The 14,434-nt window shown below is 45.7% G+C and carries 15 protein-coding genes and 1 pseudogene; 14 read left to right on the top strand and 2 right to left on the bottom strand.

The annotated features are described in order from the left end of the window. Window positions 1–101: 101 nt before the first annotated feature. Both RAM70_RS07155 and RAM70_RS07150 read left to right on the top strand, forming a co-directional pair. Window positions 102–371: pseudogene (locus RAM70_RS07155) on the top strand (class I SAM-dependent methyltransferase); the annotation flags it as partial. Between the two features lie 99 nt (window positions 372–470). After that, entirely contained in the window at window positions 471–719 is a 249-nt protein-coding gene (locus RAM70_RS07150; RefSeq protein WP_238567830.1) for a hypothetical protein, read from the top strand. Between the two features lie 102 nt (window positions 720–821). Here RAM70_RS07150 and RAM70_RS07145 read toward each other — a convergent pair whose 3' ends face one another. Together RAM70_RS07145 and RAM70_RS07140 are read right to left on the bottom strand one after the other, a co-directional pair. Next, window positions 822–2,351, bottom strand: a complete 1,530-nt coding sequence (locus RAM70_RS07145) for a pyruvate kinase (protein WP_045359816.1) — start codon at window positions 2,349–2,351, stop codon at window positions 822–824. Between the two features lie 430 nt (window positions 2,352–2,781). After that, window positions 2,782–3,696: a LysR family transcriptional regulator gene (locus RAM70_RS07140; protein WP_287998882.1), complete on the bottom strand. Its 915-nt coding sequence runs from the start codon at window positions 3,694–3,696 to the stop codon at window positions 2,782–2,784. Between the two features lie 231 nt (window positions 3,697–3,927). Here RAM70_RS07140 and RAM70_RS07135 point away from each other — a divergent pair, with 231 nt between their 5' ends. The 12 genes from RAM70_RS07135 to RAM70_RS07080 all read left to right on the top strand — a co-directional run bounded on the left by RAM70_RS07135 (window position 3,928) and on the right by RAM70_RS07080 (window position 14,409). Then, complete coding sequence (locus RAM70_RS07135; RefSeq protein ID WP_045359812.1) at window positions 3,928–4,221, top strand: sulfate permease; 294 nt, start codon at window positions 3,928–3,930, stop codon at window positions 4,219–4,221. A gap of 245 nt (window positions 4,222–4,466) precedes the next feature. Further along, window positions 4,467–5,588 (top strand): sodium-dependent bicarbonate transport family permease, encoded by a 1,122-nt coding sequence (locus tag RAM70_RS07130; RefSeq protein WP_045359790.1) that lies wholly within the window; start codon window positions 4,467–4,469, stop codon window positions 5,586–5,588. Between the two features lie 75 nt (window positions 5,589–5,663). Next, window positions 5,664–6,002, top strand: a complete 339-nt coding sequence (locus RAM70_RS07125) for a P-II family nitrogen regulator (protein WP_287998892.1) — start codon at window positions 5,664–5,666, stop codon at window positions 6,000–6,002. Window positions 6,003–6,348: 346 nt separating this feature from the next. Continuing rightward, window positions 6,349–7,764: a cation:proton antiporter gene (locus RAM70_RS07120; RefSeq protein WP_312672995.1), complete on the top strand. Its 1,416-nt coding sequence runs from the start codon at window positions 6,349–6,351 to the stop codon at window positions 7,762–7,764. A 120-nt stretch (window positions 7,765–7,884) separates the two neighbouring features. Next, a complete protein-coding gene (locus tag RAM70_RS07115) occupies window positions 7,885–9,351 on the top strand; it encodes a class I SAM-dependent DNA methyltransferase (protein ID WP_312672994.1) in 1,467 nt (488 codons plus the stop codon). Between the two features lie 396 nt (window positions 9,352–9,747). Beyond that, window positions 9,748–10,080, top strand: a complete 333-nt coding sequence (locus RAM70_RS07110; RefSeq protein WP_045359784.1) for a GIY-YIG nuclease family protein — start codon at window positions 9,748–9,750, stop codon at window positions 10,078–10,080. Next, a complete protein-coding gene (locus RAM70_RS07105; RefSeq protein WP_312672993.1) occupies window positions 10,070–10,519 on the top strand; it encodes a hypothetical protein in 450 nt (149 codons plus the stop codon). The genes RAM70_RS07110 and RAM70_RS07105 overlap by 11 nt, the downstream gene beginning before the upstream one ends. 58 nt (window positions 10,520–10,577) lie before the next feature. After that, window positions 10,578–11,789: a restriction endonuclease subunit S gene (locus RAM70_RS07100; protein WP_312672992.1), complete on the top strand. Its 1,212-nt coding sequence runs from the start codon at window positions 10,578–10,580 to the stop codon at window positions 11,787–11,789. A 37-nt stretch (window positions 11,790–11,826) separates the two neighbouring features. Beyond that, window positions 11,827–12,060, top strand: a complete 234-nt coding sequence (locus RAM70_RS07095) for a hypothetical protein (protein ID WP_045359782.1) — start codon at window positions 11,827–11,829, stop codon at window positions 12,058–12,060. Further along, on the top strand, window positions 12,050–12,400 hold the full coding sequence (locus RAM70_RS07090; protein WP_149973162.1) for a type II toxin-antitoxin system RelE family toxin: 351 nt from the start codon (window positions 12,050–12,052) through the stop codon (window positions 12,398–12,400). Before RAM70_RS07095 ends, RAM70_RS07090 begins: the two co-directional genes overlap by 11 nt. Before the next feature lie 3 nt (window positions 12,401–12,403). Further along, window positions 12,404–13,105, top strand: coding sequence for a DEAD/DEAH box helicase family protein (locus RAM70_RS07085; RefSeq protein ID WP_242017404.1), 702 nt, complete (start codon window positions 12,404–12,406; stop codon window positions 13,103–13,105). Window positions 13,106–13,200: 95 nt separating this feature from the next. Continuing rightward, window positions 13,201–14,409 (top strand): RNA-guided endonuclease InsQ/TnpB family protein, encoded by a 1,209-nt coding sequence (locus RAM70_RS07080; protein ID WP_312672986.1) that lies wholly within the window; start codon window positions 13,201–13,203, stop codon window positions 14,407–14,409. The last annotated feature ends 25 nt before the right edge of the window (window positions 14,410–14,434 follow it).

The raw sequence follows: 14,434 nt of genomic DNA, 5'->3' as shown, positions 1-14,434 counted from the left end.
ACCCTTAAATTTACCATCATAAAAGGAAAAGAATGCTTGAACGTAGATTTGAAAGACTAAACGCATTAGCAGATATTAACTCCGCCTCTAAATATTTATAAATTGGAGTTAGCTCTGGGGGTACCTTTATTCGGGTTAAGGTTCCCAAAAAAATAGCTGTAGATCCCTGTTTTAGGGACGATGTTCATAAAAAATATGCCAATGAAAACTCAATTTTTTATGAGATAACGAGCGATTCTTTTTTCTCCACTCTTGCTCCCCAACACGGTGAATTCGATCTGATATACTTAGATGGATTGCATACTTTCGAGCAAACGTTTAGAGACTTTTGTAATTCTTTGCGATACTCTCATTCCCGCACCATCTGGCTTATTGATGATACCTATCCGATCAGTTGGGTTGCCTCTATATCTAATTACCGGCTCTTTTGCCGATTAAGAAAATGGATTAAGATTAAGGATTCAAGATGGATGGGGGATGTCTATAAGGTCATTTTCGCTATCCATGATTTTTTCCCTCAATTCAGTTATGCGACTTTTCCCGGTCACGGACAAACTGTACTCTGGTTGGAAACCCGAAAAGATTTTACCCCGACTTGGGATTCTTTGGAGAAAATTAGTCGTCTTAGCTATTGGGATTTCGAGAAGTTTAAAGACACTCATCTACTTATCCGCGATCCCGAGACTATTCTTGATCAAATCAAGAATAGCTTTGCTTAACCGCTGCTCCCAAATCGGCTTTTATATAGTACGATTAACTGCTCACTCCCTCACTTCCCATCAGCCCACAGTTCCTGACTAATAACTGATAACTGAAACTGCTTAAACCCAAGAATGGAGAGCGCGTAATTGGGGCGTTTTTTTAGCTTGGTGGGTCTGCATTCTTTGTAAAACATCATCGAGAATTGTCACCGCTTCCCGGATATATTCCCCCTTATTAAGCATGACACATTCGGCCCTTTCGGCCATAGCTGCATCGGTAATCTCGGCCCGGGAGGGAATACTTTTCTTGACCAGATTTTCTAGGACTTGGGTAGCCCAAATTACTGGAATATGGGCCGCTTCGCATAACCAGAGAATTTCCTCTTGAATTTCTGCTAATCTTTGATAACCAATTTCTACAGCTAAATCACCCCGGGCAATCATCACCCCAAAAGGTTGTTTACCGGCGGCATGGATGATTAATTCGGGTAGATTTTTCACGGCTAAAGGTGTTTCTATTTTGGCCACAATTGCTTTTTGTCGCCAAGCATCCCCCAAACGACTTTGTAACTCTAGCTGTAGTGTCTCGATATCGCTGGCTTTTTGTACAAAAGAGTAACCGATAATATCGGCATTTTCGGCAATAAAATCTAAATCTTGCCGGTCTTTTGCGGTCAAAGGATCGATATTTAAGACGGTATCGGGGAAATTTAGTCCCTTATCTGCTTTCAGTTTTTCCCCTTTCTCCCTGGCGTGGGTAATTTTTAGTAAGAGACCTTCTGGCATTATGGCAATAACTTCAGCCCCAATATGACCATCATCAATCCAAACTTTCGCCCCGACGGGAATTTGGGGAATAATTTCCGGTTGGGAACAATTAGCCTGAAAATACTGAGGATGGGCAGTGTGGGGGGGTTGGGTGGTTAAGAGGAGAAAATCCCCTTGATATAGTCTGGTTTGGGACTGGGGGGCTAAAATCTGTTCTAAACGGATTTTTGGGCCAGCTAAGTCCATATAAACTTTACAGGTATGTCCATTGACTAAATTTTCGGGATTTTTGACCGCCTCGCGCAGATTTTCGATCATTCCCCGCCACTCTTTGGGTCCATCATGGGCGCAATTAATGCGAATACAGTCCATCCCGCAACGCAGTAATTGAGCGATAAAATCGGGGTCGGTTGCCGCCTCCGTCGGCATTGTCACCATAATTCGCACCCGACGCCGGGGGGAAGGCAGACCGAAAACTTCCGCGCTATGGGAAGCTAAAAGTTGATCTCCTTGGAAAAATGCCTCTAAAGGGGGATGTTTGGGTAATAATGAGGCTTCTTGATGACAAACCGCCCCTAAAGTGGCAATTACCGCATCGAGAGTCGGTAAAACTTTCGATTCAATCCGGCCTAGGGAAGATAATCCCCAGGGCATTAAAGCTAATTGTAAATCCCGGATATCTTCTTGTCTCAGGGCGAGATAATAGGCTAAATTACGGGTGCTAGGTTGAAAATTCTCCTTTTCAATGAGGTTTTTCCACTGCTGCAATTTCTCCTCTCCTTCCACTGTCACAAAATGCCGTAACCTTTGCAGATGATGGAGGAGAGTTTGGGGATAGGATAATTGTTCTCGCTTGAGTTGTTCTGAGAGAGTTAAAGACATAAAATTGAGTAAAAAGTAAAAATCGTCAATTACTAAGGCAATATTTGCCTAGAAAATGCTCACTTTCGCCGCTTATACTGCTTTTGGCTGGTTATGGGGTCAGTTCTCAGGTATAATCTCTCTGTTTCTATACTAAGCAAATATCCTGTCTCTAGAAGTTAATTTTTGCTACGATTTACATCGAAGATCGTTCGTAAATTAATATAAATCAAGACGATCCTGTCGCAGTTACTTCCCCCTTAATATTAAACCTCTTGCATAATTAATTTTTGAGGGTTCAAAAATGAGAAAAATAGGCATAAAATTGCATAAAATCACTAAATAGAGCATTTAATTGATTATTATTCATTCTTAATTCTCCTGACTACTGACTCGGAGACTACTGACTCCTAACCCTCACAACAATTTTTGATTTTTGCAAGAGTTCTATTTAGGAACAGTCTCTTAAGAAGGTTTGGGGCTGAATATTGAGGAGATAATCCAGAAAAGTCTTGGCGATCACCGATGGTTTTTTATCCTTGGGATAAACCACATACCAATGGCGTTGGATAGGAAAATCTTCCACGTCAAGGATGGTAAATTCCCCATTAGGATGATCTAAATTTAAGACGTGCTCAGACAGAACCGAAATTCCTAAACCACCGGCGATCGCTTGTTTAATGGCTTCATTATTGCCGATTTCCAAACGCAGAGATACAGTGATGCCATGGTCGAGAAAAATTTGCTGTACTGCCCGTCTAATTCCCGATCCCATTTCCCGCATAATAAAAGGTTCCCCTTGCAGTCGTTTAATTGGAATTTTTTTCTGTCCCGCTAGGGGGTGATCTTTGCGGGCAATTACCACAAGGGGATTTTCCAGAAACGGTCGAATCTCGAGGTTTAGAGCTTCGGGGGGTTCGCTTAAAATATATAGGTCATCAACATTATTGATGATCCTTGCTTCTAGGTCTTGGTGATTGGTCAATTCCAGGGACACATCTACCCCTTGGTACTGTTGACAAAAAGGACCTAGGAGCTGAGGGATTAAATATTGGACTGTGGATACCGCCGCTAAACGCAGTTTACCCTGTTTAATGCCCTTGATATCGGCGATCGCCATCTCAAAGTTATCAAGATCCTTGAGGACTGCCTGACAGGTTACTAATAAACCGCGTCCTGCCTCGGTTAAATACAAACGTTTGCCTATCTGTTCAAATAGGGGCAGACCCACTGCTTTACTCAGTTGTTTCATCTGGGTGGAAACGGTGGGTTGGGTGATCGATAGTTCTTCAGCAGCCCTGGTGAAACTGCCATGACGAGCGGTCGCTTCAAAGACAATCAGTTGATGTAAAGTGGCTTGAATCAAGAGAGGCCTCTAGAGAGCTACACTTCTGTTACTGCCTTGAGGAGCTTTGCTAAACAGAAGCAGGAATGGAGGGGAACGAGTGAAAACCTCCCCACCCCGCTTATATCATAGGTTTAAATCAATACTTTTGTAAAGATATATCGATTTAAACTCAATTTACAAAAATTTGCTTGTCAAGATATCCGTTGTAATATAGATTTATAACAATCGATCTTTAAAAACCATAAAGTTTTGTCTATCAAGGCTGGTCTGTCAACCGCCGGCTTTGTTGTGGCAAAAAATCCTTTGCTCAGTTGGATTCTCATGGAAATAACCAATCGTAATCATTTTGACAATTTGCGGGGCGATATCTTCGGTGGTCTAACAGCTGCCATCGTTTATCACCCTCTAGCTCTTGTCTTCGGGGTAGCTTCCGGGACAAGGGCGATCATGGCTAGTTTAACCGCCAAAAATCCCGAATTAGGCTTGCCCCCAGACTTGACGCTATCCAAAGTTCTGCCCGCAACAGGTTTGCTTGAGGGGTAAAGAGCCTCATACCATTTTTCACAAGTAATGGCAGAGATGGTTAATTGCCCTCACCCCTAACCCCCCCAACCCCCCACCCCCCCTGCCCCCCCGACATCGGGGGGGGCGGGGGGGCAAGGGGGGGGTAAGATACCTGCCAAGAATAAAGAAAAATGGTATTACTCTTACTCTTTTTCAGCTTTTGAAAGTTTATTTAGTTCATTTGTATTGACACTCCTCATCAGGGGAGGCCTAAGGAGGTATTCGTGGATTTTTTCTCATTGTTTGTCATGGACTTTGTTAAGCAGTTGCAGTCCCCAACACTGGCTTTTTTGATTGGTGGGATGATCATTGCTGCTCTCGGAAGTGAATTGGTCATCCCAGAGTCGATTTGTACGATCATCGTCTTCATGCTGCTGACCAAAATCGGTCTGACCGGCGGGATTGCCATCCGCAATTCCAACCTGACGGAAATGGTATTACCAATGATCTTTGCCGTCATAGTAGGGATTATTGTGGTCTTCGTCGCCCGCTATACCTTAGCCAATCTGCCCAAGGTGAAAGTGGTAGATGCGATCGCGACTGGGGGGTTATTTGGAGCCGTGAGTGGCTCGACTATGGCAGCCGGTCTGACGGTACTCGAAGAACAAAAGATCCCCTACGAGGCCTGGGCTGGCGCACTCTATCCTTTTATGGATATCCCGGCGCTGGTAACGGCGATCGTGGTGGCTAACATTTATCTTAACAAGAAGAAGCAGAAAGAAGCGGCCTACGACCACGAGTCTTTTAGCAAGCAGCCGGTGGCGGCCGGGGATTATTCCGATCAGCAGGATTATCCCAGCAGTCGGCAGGAATATCTCAGCCTACAGCAGCCAGCGGATAATCGGGTCAAGATTTGGCCGATCATTGAAGAAAGCCTTCGCGGACCGGCCCTATCGGCCATGTTATTAGGTCTGGCTTTGGGCATATTCACCCAGCCGGAAACTGTCTATAAAAGCTTCTACGATCCCCTCTTTCGTGGCTTGCTTTCGATCTTGATGCTAGTCATGGGGATGGAGGCTTGGTCAAGGGTTGGTGAACTGCGTAAGGTGGCCCAGTGGTATGTCGTCTATAGCGTCCTAGCACCGTTTGTACATGGTCTAATCGCCTTCGGTCTCGGCATGATTGCCCACTACGCCACCGGGTTCAGCTGGGGCGGTGTCGTGGTTCTGGCCGTCATCGCATCCTCTAGTTCCGACATCTCCGGGCCGCCCACATTGCGGGCCGGTATCCCCTCGGCTAATCCCTCCGCCTATATAGGCGCGTCCACGGCCATCGGTACGCCCGTAGCGATCGGCTTATGTATCCCGTTCTTCCTTGGTCTCGCCCAGGCCCTCAGCGGCGGCTAGGATTGTGGTCGGTGGGCGCTCCCTTGACGGGGCTTACCAAGCAAATAAATGTACACATTTAAGGAGATAATCAACATGGCTAAACCAGCCAAAAAGCTCGTCATCGTCACAGAAAAGATTTTGCTGAAAAAAGTCGCCAAGATCATCGAAGAATGCGGGGCGACCGGTTACACGGTGATGGATACTGGCGGTAAAGGCAGTCGCAACGTGCGCTCGTCGGGACAACCCCACGTTTCCGAAACCGATACGAATGTTAAGTTCGAGATACTTACCCCCGATCGAATTATGGCCCAAAATATTGCCAAGCAGGTTGCCGATCAGTTTTTCCTCAATTTTGCGGGCATGATCTATCTCTGTGATGCGGAGGTTCTGTACGGACAGAGTTTCTGTGGACCAGAGGGCTGTGATATCTAGCCGGTTCATGACTCCGGCACTCTAGGGCCACCGCATCCCAAGCATGACTGTCCTTGAGCGGTGGCCCTTTTTCCTATCCCCCAGTTTGATGACTACCTAGGGCTTGCTGAATAAATCTAAAAACCTTGTTGGATAAGGCTTTTAGGCTTTTTTCCCTCAAAAAGTGCTGACCATTGGAGTGATTGGGGGTAAAATCCCTGGACTTTTTCCCTGAAAATTAGGTAACTGACTACCTCAAAATCGGTAAAACCCTACACCCTACACCCCACACCCCACACCCTGCCCCCACGAAAAACTTTTTCAGCAGACCCTACCTAAAACCTTTAACCCTCATCCCTTTAAACTGATGATTTTGTCCCCTATTCTGCCTCCTTTGATTGGGGAGATAGCGGCTCCCATAGCTCCGCTCCCCTTGCTTGCCACCGTTGTGGCCGAGGATTCACCGATTATTCTCTCTGGCGTATTGCTGACACTGGTGGTGATTTATCTGGCCAGCAAGCTCGGCGCAGAGGCCGCCCGACGATTGGATTTTCCGCCCGTACTGGGAGAACTGGTGGCCGGTGTGATTGTCGGCGTTTCGGCCTTGCATCTGCTCATCTTTCCCGAAGGGGGACTATCGGCCTCGGACTCGCTGATTATGACGGTACTGCAAGGATTGAATCAATTGGCCCCGGCTGCCGTGGACCGGATCTTTGAGTCCCAAAGTGAAGTGATTTCGGTTCTAGCTGAAATCGGTGTGATTATTCTGCTGTTTGAAATTGGCCTAGAATCCGACCTGCGACAACTCAAGGAAGTGGGAATTCAAGCCACGGTTGTGGCCTGTGTGGGGGTTGCGGCACCTTTTGCGGCAGGTACGGCCGGGTTAATGCTCGTCTTTCATGTGGCGGCTATCCCGGCGATTTTTGCGGGGGCTGCCTTAACGGCAACCAGTATCGGTATTACCTCGAAGGTGTTGTCCGAGTTAGGTCAACTCAAATCCAAAGAAGGGCAAATTATCGTCGGTGCGGCGGTGATCGATGATGTCCTTGGTATTATTGTTCTGGCTGTGGTCGCTAGTTTGGCCAAAACTGGTGAGATTGATGTGGTCAATGTTATTTACCTAATCGTCAGTGCCACGGCCTTTTTAATCGGATCAATTTTGTTGGGAGGTGTTTTTAACAAAAGTTTTGTGGCGATCGTGGAGCGGCTGAAAACAAGGGGAAATATTGTTATTCCGGCATTTGTCTTCGCTTTCTTTATGGCATTTTTAGGCAATGCTATTCATCTTGAAGCGATTTTAGGGGCCTTTGCCGCCGGTTTGGTGCTTGATGAAACTGATACCCGCAACGAGTTGGATGAATTAATCAAACCGATCGCCGATTTGCTTGTACCGATTTTCTTTGTGACGGTGGGAGCGCGTGCCGACCTCGGTGTTTTAAACCCAACGGTACCGGAGAATCGGGCCGGACTTTTGATCGCTGTCTTTTTGATGGTTGTGGCGATTATCGGTAAACTGGTGACGGGCTGGGCAGTTTTTGGCATATCTGGAATCAATCGTCTCGCCATCGGTGTGGGTATGATTCCCCGGGGTGAGGTGGGTTTAGTTTTTGCTGGGATTGGCTCGGCCAGCGGAATTTTGGATAAGCCTTTAGAGGTTTCGATTATTATTATGGTAATCCTGACCACTTTCCTCGCTCCTCCCTTCCTCAGAGTCGCTTTTGGTAAGACGGAAGCTGTTCCCGAAACCCTAGAAAGCAAGGAGCCAGCTAATCCTATTCCTTAATTTTGCGGGTAAAATCTGATTTTTTAGACGAGGCTGAAGCATTTTCAGCCTTTTTAAAAATCTATGCTCAGGATAAGGGAGCGATCGAGGTAAGATTTGAGAGTATCTAATCTTTTTCCTATGTTCGAGCAGACATTTAAGAATATCGACGATATTCTCCGAAAAGAGGCGGGATGCGCCACGGAGTTGGATTACGCAGAACAGATCTCCTGGATTCTCTTTTTGAAATATCTCGACGATCGGTCAGTCGATCGCCAGAATCGGGCATTATTGACGGGGGAAGACTACGATCCGTTACTAGACGAACCCTATCGCTGGTCGAATTGGGCCTACCCCAAGGACGGGAGGGGTGAACTGCTGAAAACTGCCAAGGTAGGGGACGATCTGATCGAGTTCGTCAATAGCGAGCTATTTCCCTACTTTCAGGGATTCAAGCAATACGCAGAACCGGGGACATTCGGGGCCAAAATCGGGGAAATTTTTGCGGGGGTGCGGAATAAGTTTCAGAGCGGGTACAACCTGCGGGAAGTTCTCGAAAGTATCGACCGGCTTCAGTTTCGCACGCAACAGCAGAAACACGAGCTTTCGGATCTCTACGAAACCCGGATCAAAAATATGGGCAATGCGGGGCGAAACGGGGGCGAATATTACACCCCGCGGCCCCTGATCCGGGCGATGATTCAAGTGATTAAACCGCAATTAGGGGAGACGATTTATGACGGGGCCTGCGGTTCGGCGGGGTTTCTCTGCGAGGCCTACGAGTATTTACGCCACAGTAAGGCCGATCTGAGTACGAAGGAGCTAGAAACGCTACAGACGAGGACTTTTTTCGGCAAGGAGAAAAAGGCTTTAGCCTATATTATCGGGGTGATGAATATGATCCTGCACGGGATCGAGGCTCCGAATATTATTCAGACCAACACCCTGGCCGAAGATATTCAAGCGATTCAAGAGAAGAATCGTTATGACATCGTTTTAGCTAATCCCCCCTTCGGAGGCAACGAACGGAAGGAGATCCGCGGCAATTTCACGATCAATACCGGAGAGACGGCCTTTCTTTTTCTCCAGCATTTTATCAAGAGTTTGAAAACCGGGGGACGGGGAGCGATCGTTATTAAGAATACCTTTCTGTCGAACGCAGACAACGCCTCTAGAGAGTTACGGAGGGAGTTAACCTCGTCTTGTAATCTCCATACGGTTTTGGATTGTCCCGCTAAGACCTTTTTAGGGGCGGGGGTAAAGACGGTGGTTTTATTTTTCACCAAAGGTTCGCCGACGCAGAAAATCTGGTTTTATCAACTCGAACCGGGGCGAAGTCTGGGAAAAACAAACGCGCTCAATGATGATGATTTGCAAGAGTTCATCGAGTTTCAATCGACTTTTAAGCTATCGGAGCGCTCTTGGTTTTTAGACTTAGAAGAAGTCGATCCGGGTTCCTTCGATCTGTCGGTGAAAAATCCCAACGCGCCGGAGGGCGATCCTTTACGCGAGCCGGAGGAAATTTTAGCGGAGATTGCGGAATTGGACAGGGAAAGTGGGTCGATTTTAGAGGCGATTTCCGATATATTGGGGTCTTCTCCTAGCTGATGGGAAGGGTGGTTTCGGCTTCGCTCAACCACCCAAATTGAGGGCTAAAAGAGGGCTGAGCGAACCCAAATAGAGGGCTGAGCGAAGCCAAATAGAGGGCTGAGCGAACCCAAATAGAGGGCTGAGCGAACCCAAATAGAGGGCTGAGCGAAGCCGAAGCCCGATATCTCCTCAACCACCCAAATAGATTGCGGAATTGGACAGGGAAAGTGGGTCGATTTTAGAGGCGATTTCCGATTTATTGGGGTCTTCTCCTAGCTGATGGGAAGGGTGGTTTCGGCTTCGCTCAACCACCCAAATTGAGGGCTGAGCGAACCCAAATAGAGGGCTGAGCGAAGCCGAAGCCCGATATCCCCTCAACCAACCAAATTGAGCCTTTCATCTCAGATAAAATCTATGGCCTATATGTACATTCTTGAATGTTGTGATGGTTCTTTTTATGTGGGCAGTACGAAGAATTTGCCCCGTCGTTTATGGCAACATCAAAATGGTTTCGGTGCAAATCATACTAGAAAGCGATTACCGGTCAAGTTGGTTTATGCTGAATACTATGATCATGTCGCAAATGCTTTTTATCGCGAGAAGCAGGTGCAAGGTTGGAGTCGGGCGAAAAAGATGGCTTTGATGCGTAGTGATTGGGATTCTCTTCATATTTTGGCTGAGTGTCAAAATGAGTCACATTATCGGAATTTCTCCGTAGATGGAGGATTAACAAGGGATGAGAACTGAGGGGGATGCTGGTTTCGACTTTCGCTCAACCAGCATTCGACTTTCGCTCAACCAGCATCCGACTTCACTCCACCAGCATCCGACTTCGCTCAACCAGCATCCGACTTCGCTCAACCAGCATCCGACTTCGCTCAACCAGCATCCGACTTCGCTCAACCAGCATCCGACTTCGCTCAACCAGCATCCGACTTCGCTCAACCAGCATCCGACTTCGCTCAACCAGCATCCGACTTCGCTCAACCAGCATCCGACTTCGCTCAACCAGCATCCGACTTCGCTCAACCAGCATCCGACTTCGCTCAACCAGCATCCGACTTCGCTCAACCAGCATCCGACTTCGCTCAACCAGCATCCGACTTCACTCAACCAGCATTCGGCTTTCGCTCAACCAGCATCCGACTTCACTCCACCAGCATCGAGTTTCGATTATGAAAATTGATAGAAAACAAAAAAATTAAAGTAAGTGCGTAGATTTTTACAAGTATTGGAGAGATTTTATGAGTGAATGGAAAACAATAAAGCTCGGTGAATTATACGATTTTAAAAACGGGGTTAATTTTAATAAAAATCAAAAGGGAGACAAAGGAATTTTGACAATAGATGTTTTAAATATGTATTCAGACAATCACTATGTCGATCTAGATAATTTATATAGAGTTGATAAAAATTTTTCAGATAGTTATTTTCTAAAGAAAGGAGATATCCTATTTGTTCGCTCTTCGGTGAAACGTGAAGGTGTTGGTTGGGTATCTTTATTTCTAGGGGCTTCAGAGCCAGTCGTTTTTTGTGGATTTATTATTAGGGCTAGACCAATCAAGTCAAAAATGGTCGATTCGGATTTTCTTATTTATTTATTACGCAGTAGAAAATACAGAGAAATTATTATCAATCGCTCTAAACAGTCAACTATCACGAATATTAGCCAAGACAATTTATTTGATATTACAATAGATTTGCCCCCGATCGAAGAACAAAAAAGAATAGTAGAGATACTAGACAAAGCTTTCGAGGGTATAGCCCAAGCTGAAGCTAATACCCGAAGAAACTTAATTAATGCCCGGGAGCTTTTTGATAGTTATTTAAATAAAATTTTTACAGAGAAGTCTGGTAACTGGAAAGTGGCAACCATTCAAGATCACATTAAATTTATTGATTACAGAGGACGCACACCTAGTAAAACATCAAAAGGAATGCGTCTGATTACAGCCAAAAATATAAAAAAAGGTTTTCTACAGAGCGAACCGCAAGAGTTTGTCGATCCAGAAATTTATGATAGTTGGATGATTAGGGGGATTCCCAAAAAAGGAGATATTCTTTTTACAACTGAAGCTCCTCTCGGTAATGTTGCTCAATTAGATACAGATAAAAAAGTCGTTTTCGCTCAGAGAGTTATTATCATGCAACCTGATGAAAATTATATAAATTGTACTTTTTTAAAGTATTTACTTCTAGCACAACCAATTCAGCAAAGAATCCATAAACAAGCTACTGGTGCGACAGCGCAAGGGATAAAAGCTAGTTTACTAAAAAAAATCGTGATTGAGTTTCCTGAAGATATTAATTGTCAAAAAGAGCTAATCTTAAAAATCGAAAAAATTGAGCAACAAGCAAAAAAACTCGAAACCATTTACCAGCGCAAACTAGAAGCGATCGCCGAACTTAAACAATCGATCCTAGAAAAAGCCTTCACCGGTCAACTCAGCCAGTAGAACCGTTAAAATGTAAATAGCGTCTTCCCGTAGCTCCATGATCATCCAAAAAATCATCGACGAACTCCACGAAATCCCCGAAGATCACCTGACTCAGATTTACGAGATCGTTAGATCCTTTCGCCTTGAATTAGAACGGGAACGATCGCACAACCCAGACGACACCCCAGACGAGGAAATCGTTGCCAACCTTAAACAAGGAATGCAAGAAGCCCTAGGGGGAAATACCATCCCCCTAGATCGAATGTGGGAAGGCATTGATGTCGATTAACGAAAACCCCATCGAAATTAGACTCACCCCCCGCTTTCAAAAAGATCTCAAAATCCTCGCCAAACGCTATCGATCCATCCGCCAAGACTTACAACCCCTACTTCGGACCCTTCAGACAGGACAAACCCCCGGCGATCGCATTCAAGGATTCAATTTCCCCGTTTTCAAAGTTCGCCTCAAAAACAGTGATATTAAAAAGGGGAAAAGCGGCGGTTATCGAGTTATCTACTACCTGCAAACCCAGACCACCATCGTCCTCATCACCCTCTACTCCAAAACCGACCAAACCGACATAACCGATCAAGCGATCGCGGAAGCCATCAGCCAACTTGATTTCTAGCCCATGAACGAAGCCGAAACCAGAGCCGAACTGATTGACCCCGCCCTCAAAGCCGCCGGATGGGGAGTCATTCCCGACAGTAAAATTCGTCGCGAGGTAATTGCCCCCGGTCGTCTGGTGGGTTACGGCCAGCGCAGTTCATCGAAAATCTGCGATTATGTCTTAGTCTATCGCGGTCACAAACTCGCCACCCTGGAAGCCAAAAAACGCGACGCGCACCCCACCGAGGGACTTGGGCAGGCTAAGGACTACGCCGAGCGCCTGCAAACCCCCTTCGCCCTCTGTACCAACGGCCTCCGCATTTATCAAGTGGATACCCGCGCCGGAAAAGAAGGCTATATCGATCGCTACCCCACCCCGGAAGAACTCTGGTCCGCCACCTACCCGGATCCCAACCACTGGCGCGACCGTTTCGCCACCGTCCCCCCCGATAATAAAAGCGGGATGCGCGAGGCCCGCTACTACCAACACAACGCCATCCAGGCGCTTCTAGAAGCGATCGCAGCTGGTCAAAAACGGATGCTCCTGACCATGGCCACCGGCACCGGCAAAACAACGATCGCCCTTCAAATCGCATGGAAACTCTTTCATAGTAGTTGGAACCTGAGCGGTGAACCGACCCACCGGCCCTGTATTCTCTTCCTCACGGATCGCAATATTCTGGCTAATCAAGCTTTAACCGAGTTTACCGAAATTTTGGGTTAAAGCCCCGTCCTTTTAGGACGGCTTTTTAAACTATATCTTGTTAACTTAACTTTTATTGTGCTATACTGATTTTGTCTAAGTCCCCCCTGCGTAAAATGTTTGTCTTAGAGTTTAAAGTTAAAGCTAAAACTCAACAGTATCAAGCCATAGACGATGCTATTCGTACTGCTCAATTCATCCGTCACAAATGTGTAAGGTTATGGATGGATACAAAAGGTACGGGTAAGAACGATTTATACCGATATTCTAAAGAATTAGCTCAGGACTTTAAATTTGCCGATGAACTTAATTCAACTGCTAGACAGGCAAGTGCTGAACGTGCTTGGAGTTCAATTAGTCGTTTTTACGACAACTGTAAACGTAAAGTATCAGGCAAAAAGGGGTATCCTCAATTTAAAAAATCTCGCTCTGTTGAATACAAACAATCAGGATGGAAGCTTCTTAGCCCTAAAACTGTTAAGTTCACTGACAAGAAAAACATTGGTGTTCTTAAGTTGGTAGGAACTTGGGATTTAGGGTACTTTCAAGAATCCGATATTAAACGGGTTAGGTTGATTCGGAGAGCGGACGGTTATTATTGTCAATTTGTCCTTTCTTGTGACGTTAAAGAAGATGTTAAACCATCAGGTAAGTGTATTGGCTTAGATGTAGGTTTGGCTTCTTTCTATACAGATCACAATGGCGACAAGGTTGATAATCCTCAATTCTTGAGAAAGTCTGAGAAACGATTAAAACGACTTCAAAGACAGTTATCTAAAAAGAAAAAGGGAAGTACAAATCGTCAAAAAGCTAGACAAAGATTAGCTAAGGCTCATCTTAAAATAAGTAGGCAACGTAAAGACTTTGCTGTAAAGTTAGCCAAGTGCGTAGTTCACTCTAACGATGTGATAGCCTACGAAGATTTAAGAATCAAGAACTTAGTCAAGAATCATTGTTTAGCTAAATCGATCAATGATGCGGCGTGGTATCAGTTTCGAGAATGGATAGAATATTTTGGAGTTAAATTCGGCAAGATAACGATTGCTGTCCCACCGAACTATACAAGCCAAAACTGTTCAAACTGTGGTGAAATTGTTAAGAAATCTTTATCGACTAGAACCCATCAGTGTAAATGTGGGTGTGTTTTAGATAGGGATGAAAACGCCGCTATCAATATCCTTAAAAAAGGGTTAAGTACCGTAGGGCATACGGGAACTTTCGGGCTAGATCCGATAAACGCTTGGGGAGAGAATACCTCTACTTTTTCAGAAGCGATTCTGTCTAAGCAAGTAATCTCTTTGAACCAAGAATCCCCGTCGCTTTAGCGCGGGGAGTGTCAACGCCTTTCCC

Origin of the sequence: Microcystis wesenbergii NRERC-220 (assembly GCF_032027425.1) — a bacterium.
Taxonomy (GTDB): domain Bacteria; phylum Cyanobacteriota; class Cyanobacteriia; order Cyanobacteriales; family Microcystaceae; genus Microcystis; species Microcystis wesenbergii_A.
The sequence above is the reverse complement of the archived record's forward strand: the minus strand, read 5'-3'. Positions and strand labels throughout refer to the sequence as shown.

Coding starts and splice junctions, on each gene's coding strand:
- RAM70_RS07150 (WP_238567830.1), top strand. CDS start 471: ATGGGGGATGTCTATAAGGTCATTTTCGCTATCCATGATTTTTTCCCT.
- RAM70_RS07145 (WP_045359816.1), bottom strand. CDS start 2,351: ATGTCTTTAACTCTCTCAGAACAACTCAAGCGAGAACAATTATCCTAT.
- RAM70_RS07125 (WP_287998892.1), top strand. CDS start 5,664: ATGGCTAAACCAGCCAAAAAGCTCGTCATCGTCACAGAAAAGATTTTG.
- RAM70_RS07120 (WP_312672995.1), top strand. CDS start 6,349: ATGATTTTGTCCCCTATTCTGCCTCCTTTGATTGGGGAGATAGCGGCT.
- RAM70_RS07115 (WP_312672994.1), top strand. CDS start 7,885: ATGTTCGAGCAGACATTTAAGAATATCGACGATATTCTCCGAAAAGAG.
- RAM70_RS07110 (WP_045359784.1), top strand. CDS start 9,748: ATGGCCTATATGTACATTCTTGAATGTTGTGATGGTTCTTTTTATGTG.
- RAM70_RS07105 (WP_312672993.1), top strand. CDS start 10,070: ATGAGAACTGAGGGGGATGCTGGTTTCGACTTTCGCTCAACCAGCATT.
- RAM70_RS07100 (WP_312672992.1), top strand. CDS start 10,578: ATGAGTGAATGGAAAACAATAAAGCTCGGTGAATTATACGATTTTAAA.
- RAM70_RS07095 (WP_045359782.1), top strand. CDS start 11,827: ATGATCATCCAAAAAATCATCGACGAACTCCACGAAATCCCCGAAGAT.
- RAM70_RS07090 (WP_149973162.1), top strand. CDS start 12,050: ATGTCGATTAACGAAAACCCCATCGAAATTAGACTCACCCCCCGCTTT.
- RAM70_RS07085 (WP_242017404.1), top strand. CDS start 12,404: ATGAACGAAGCCGAAACCAGAGCCGAACTGATTGACCCCGCCCTCAAA.
- RAM70_RS07080 (WP_312672986.1), top strand. CDS start 13,201: ATGTTTGTCTTAGAGTTTAAAGTTAAAGCTAAAACTCAACAGTATCAA.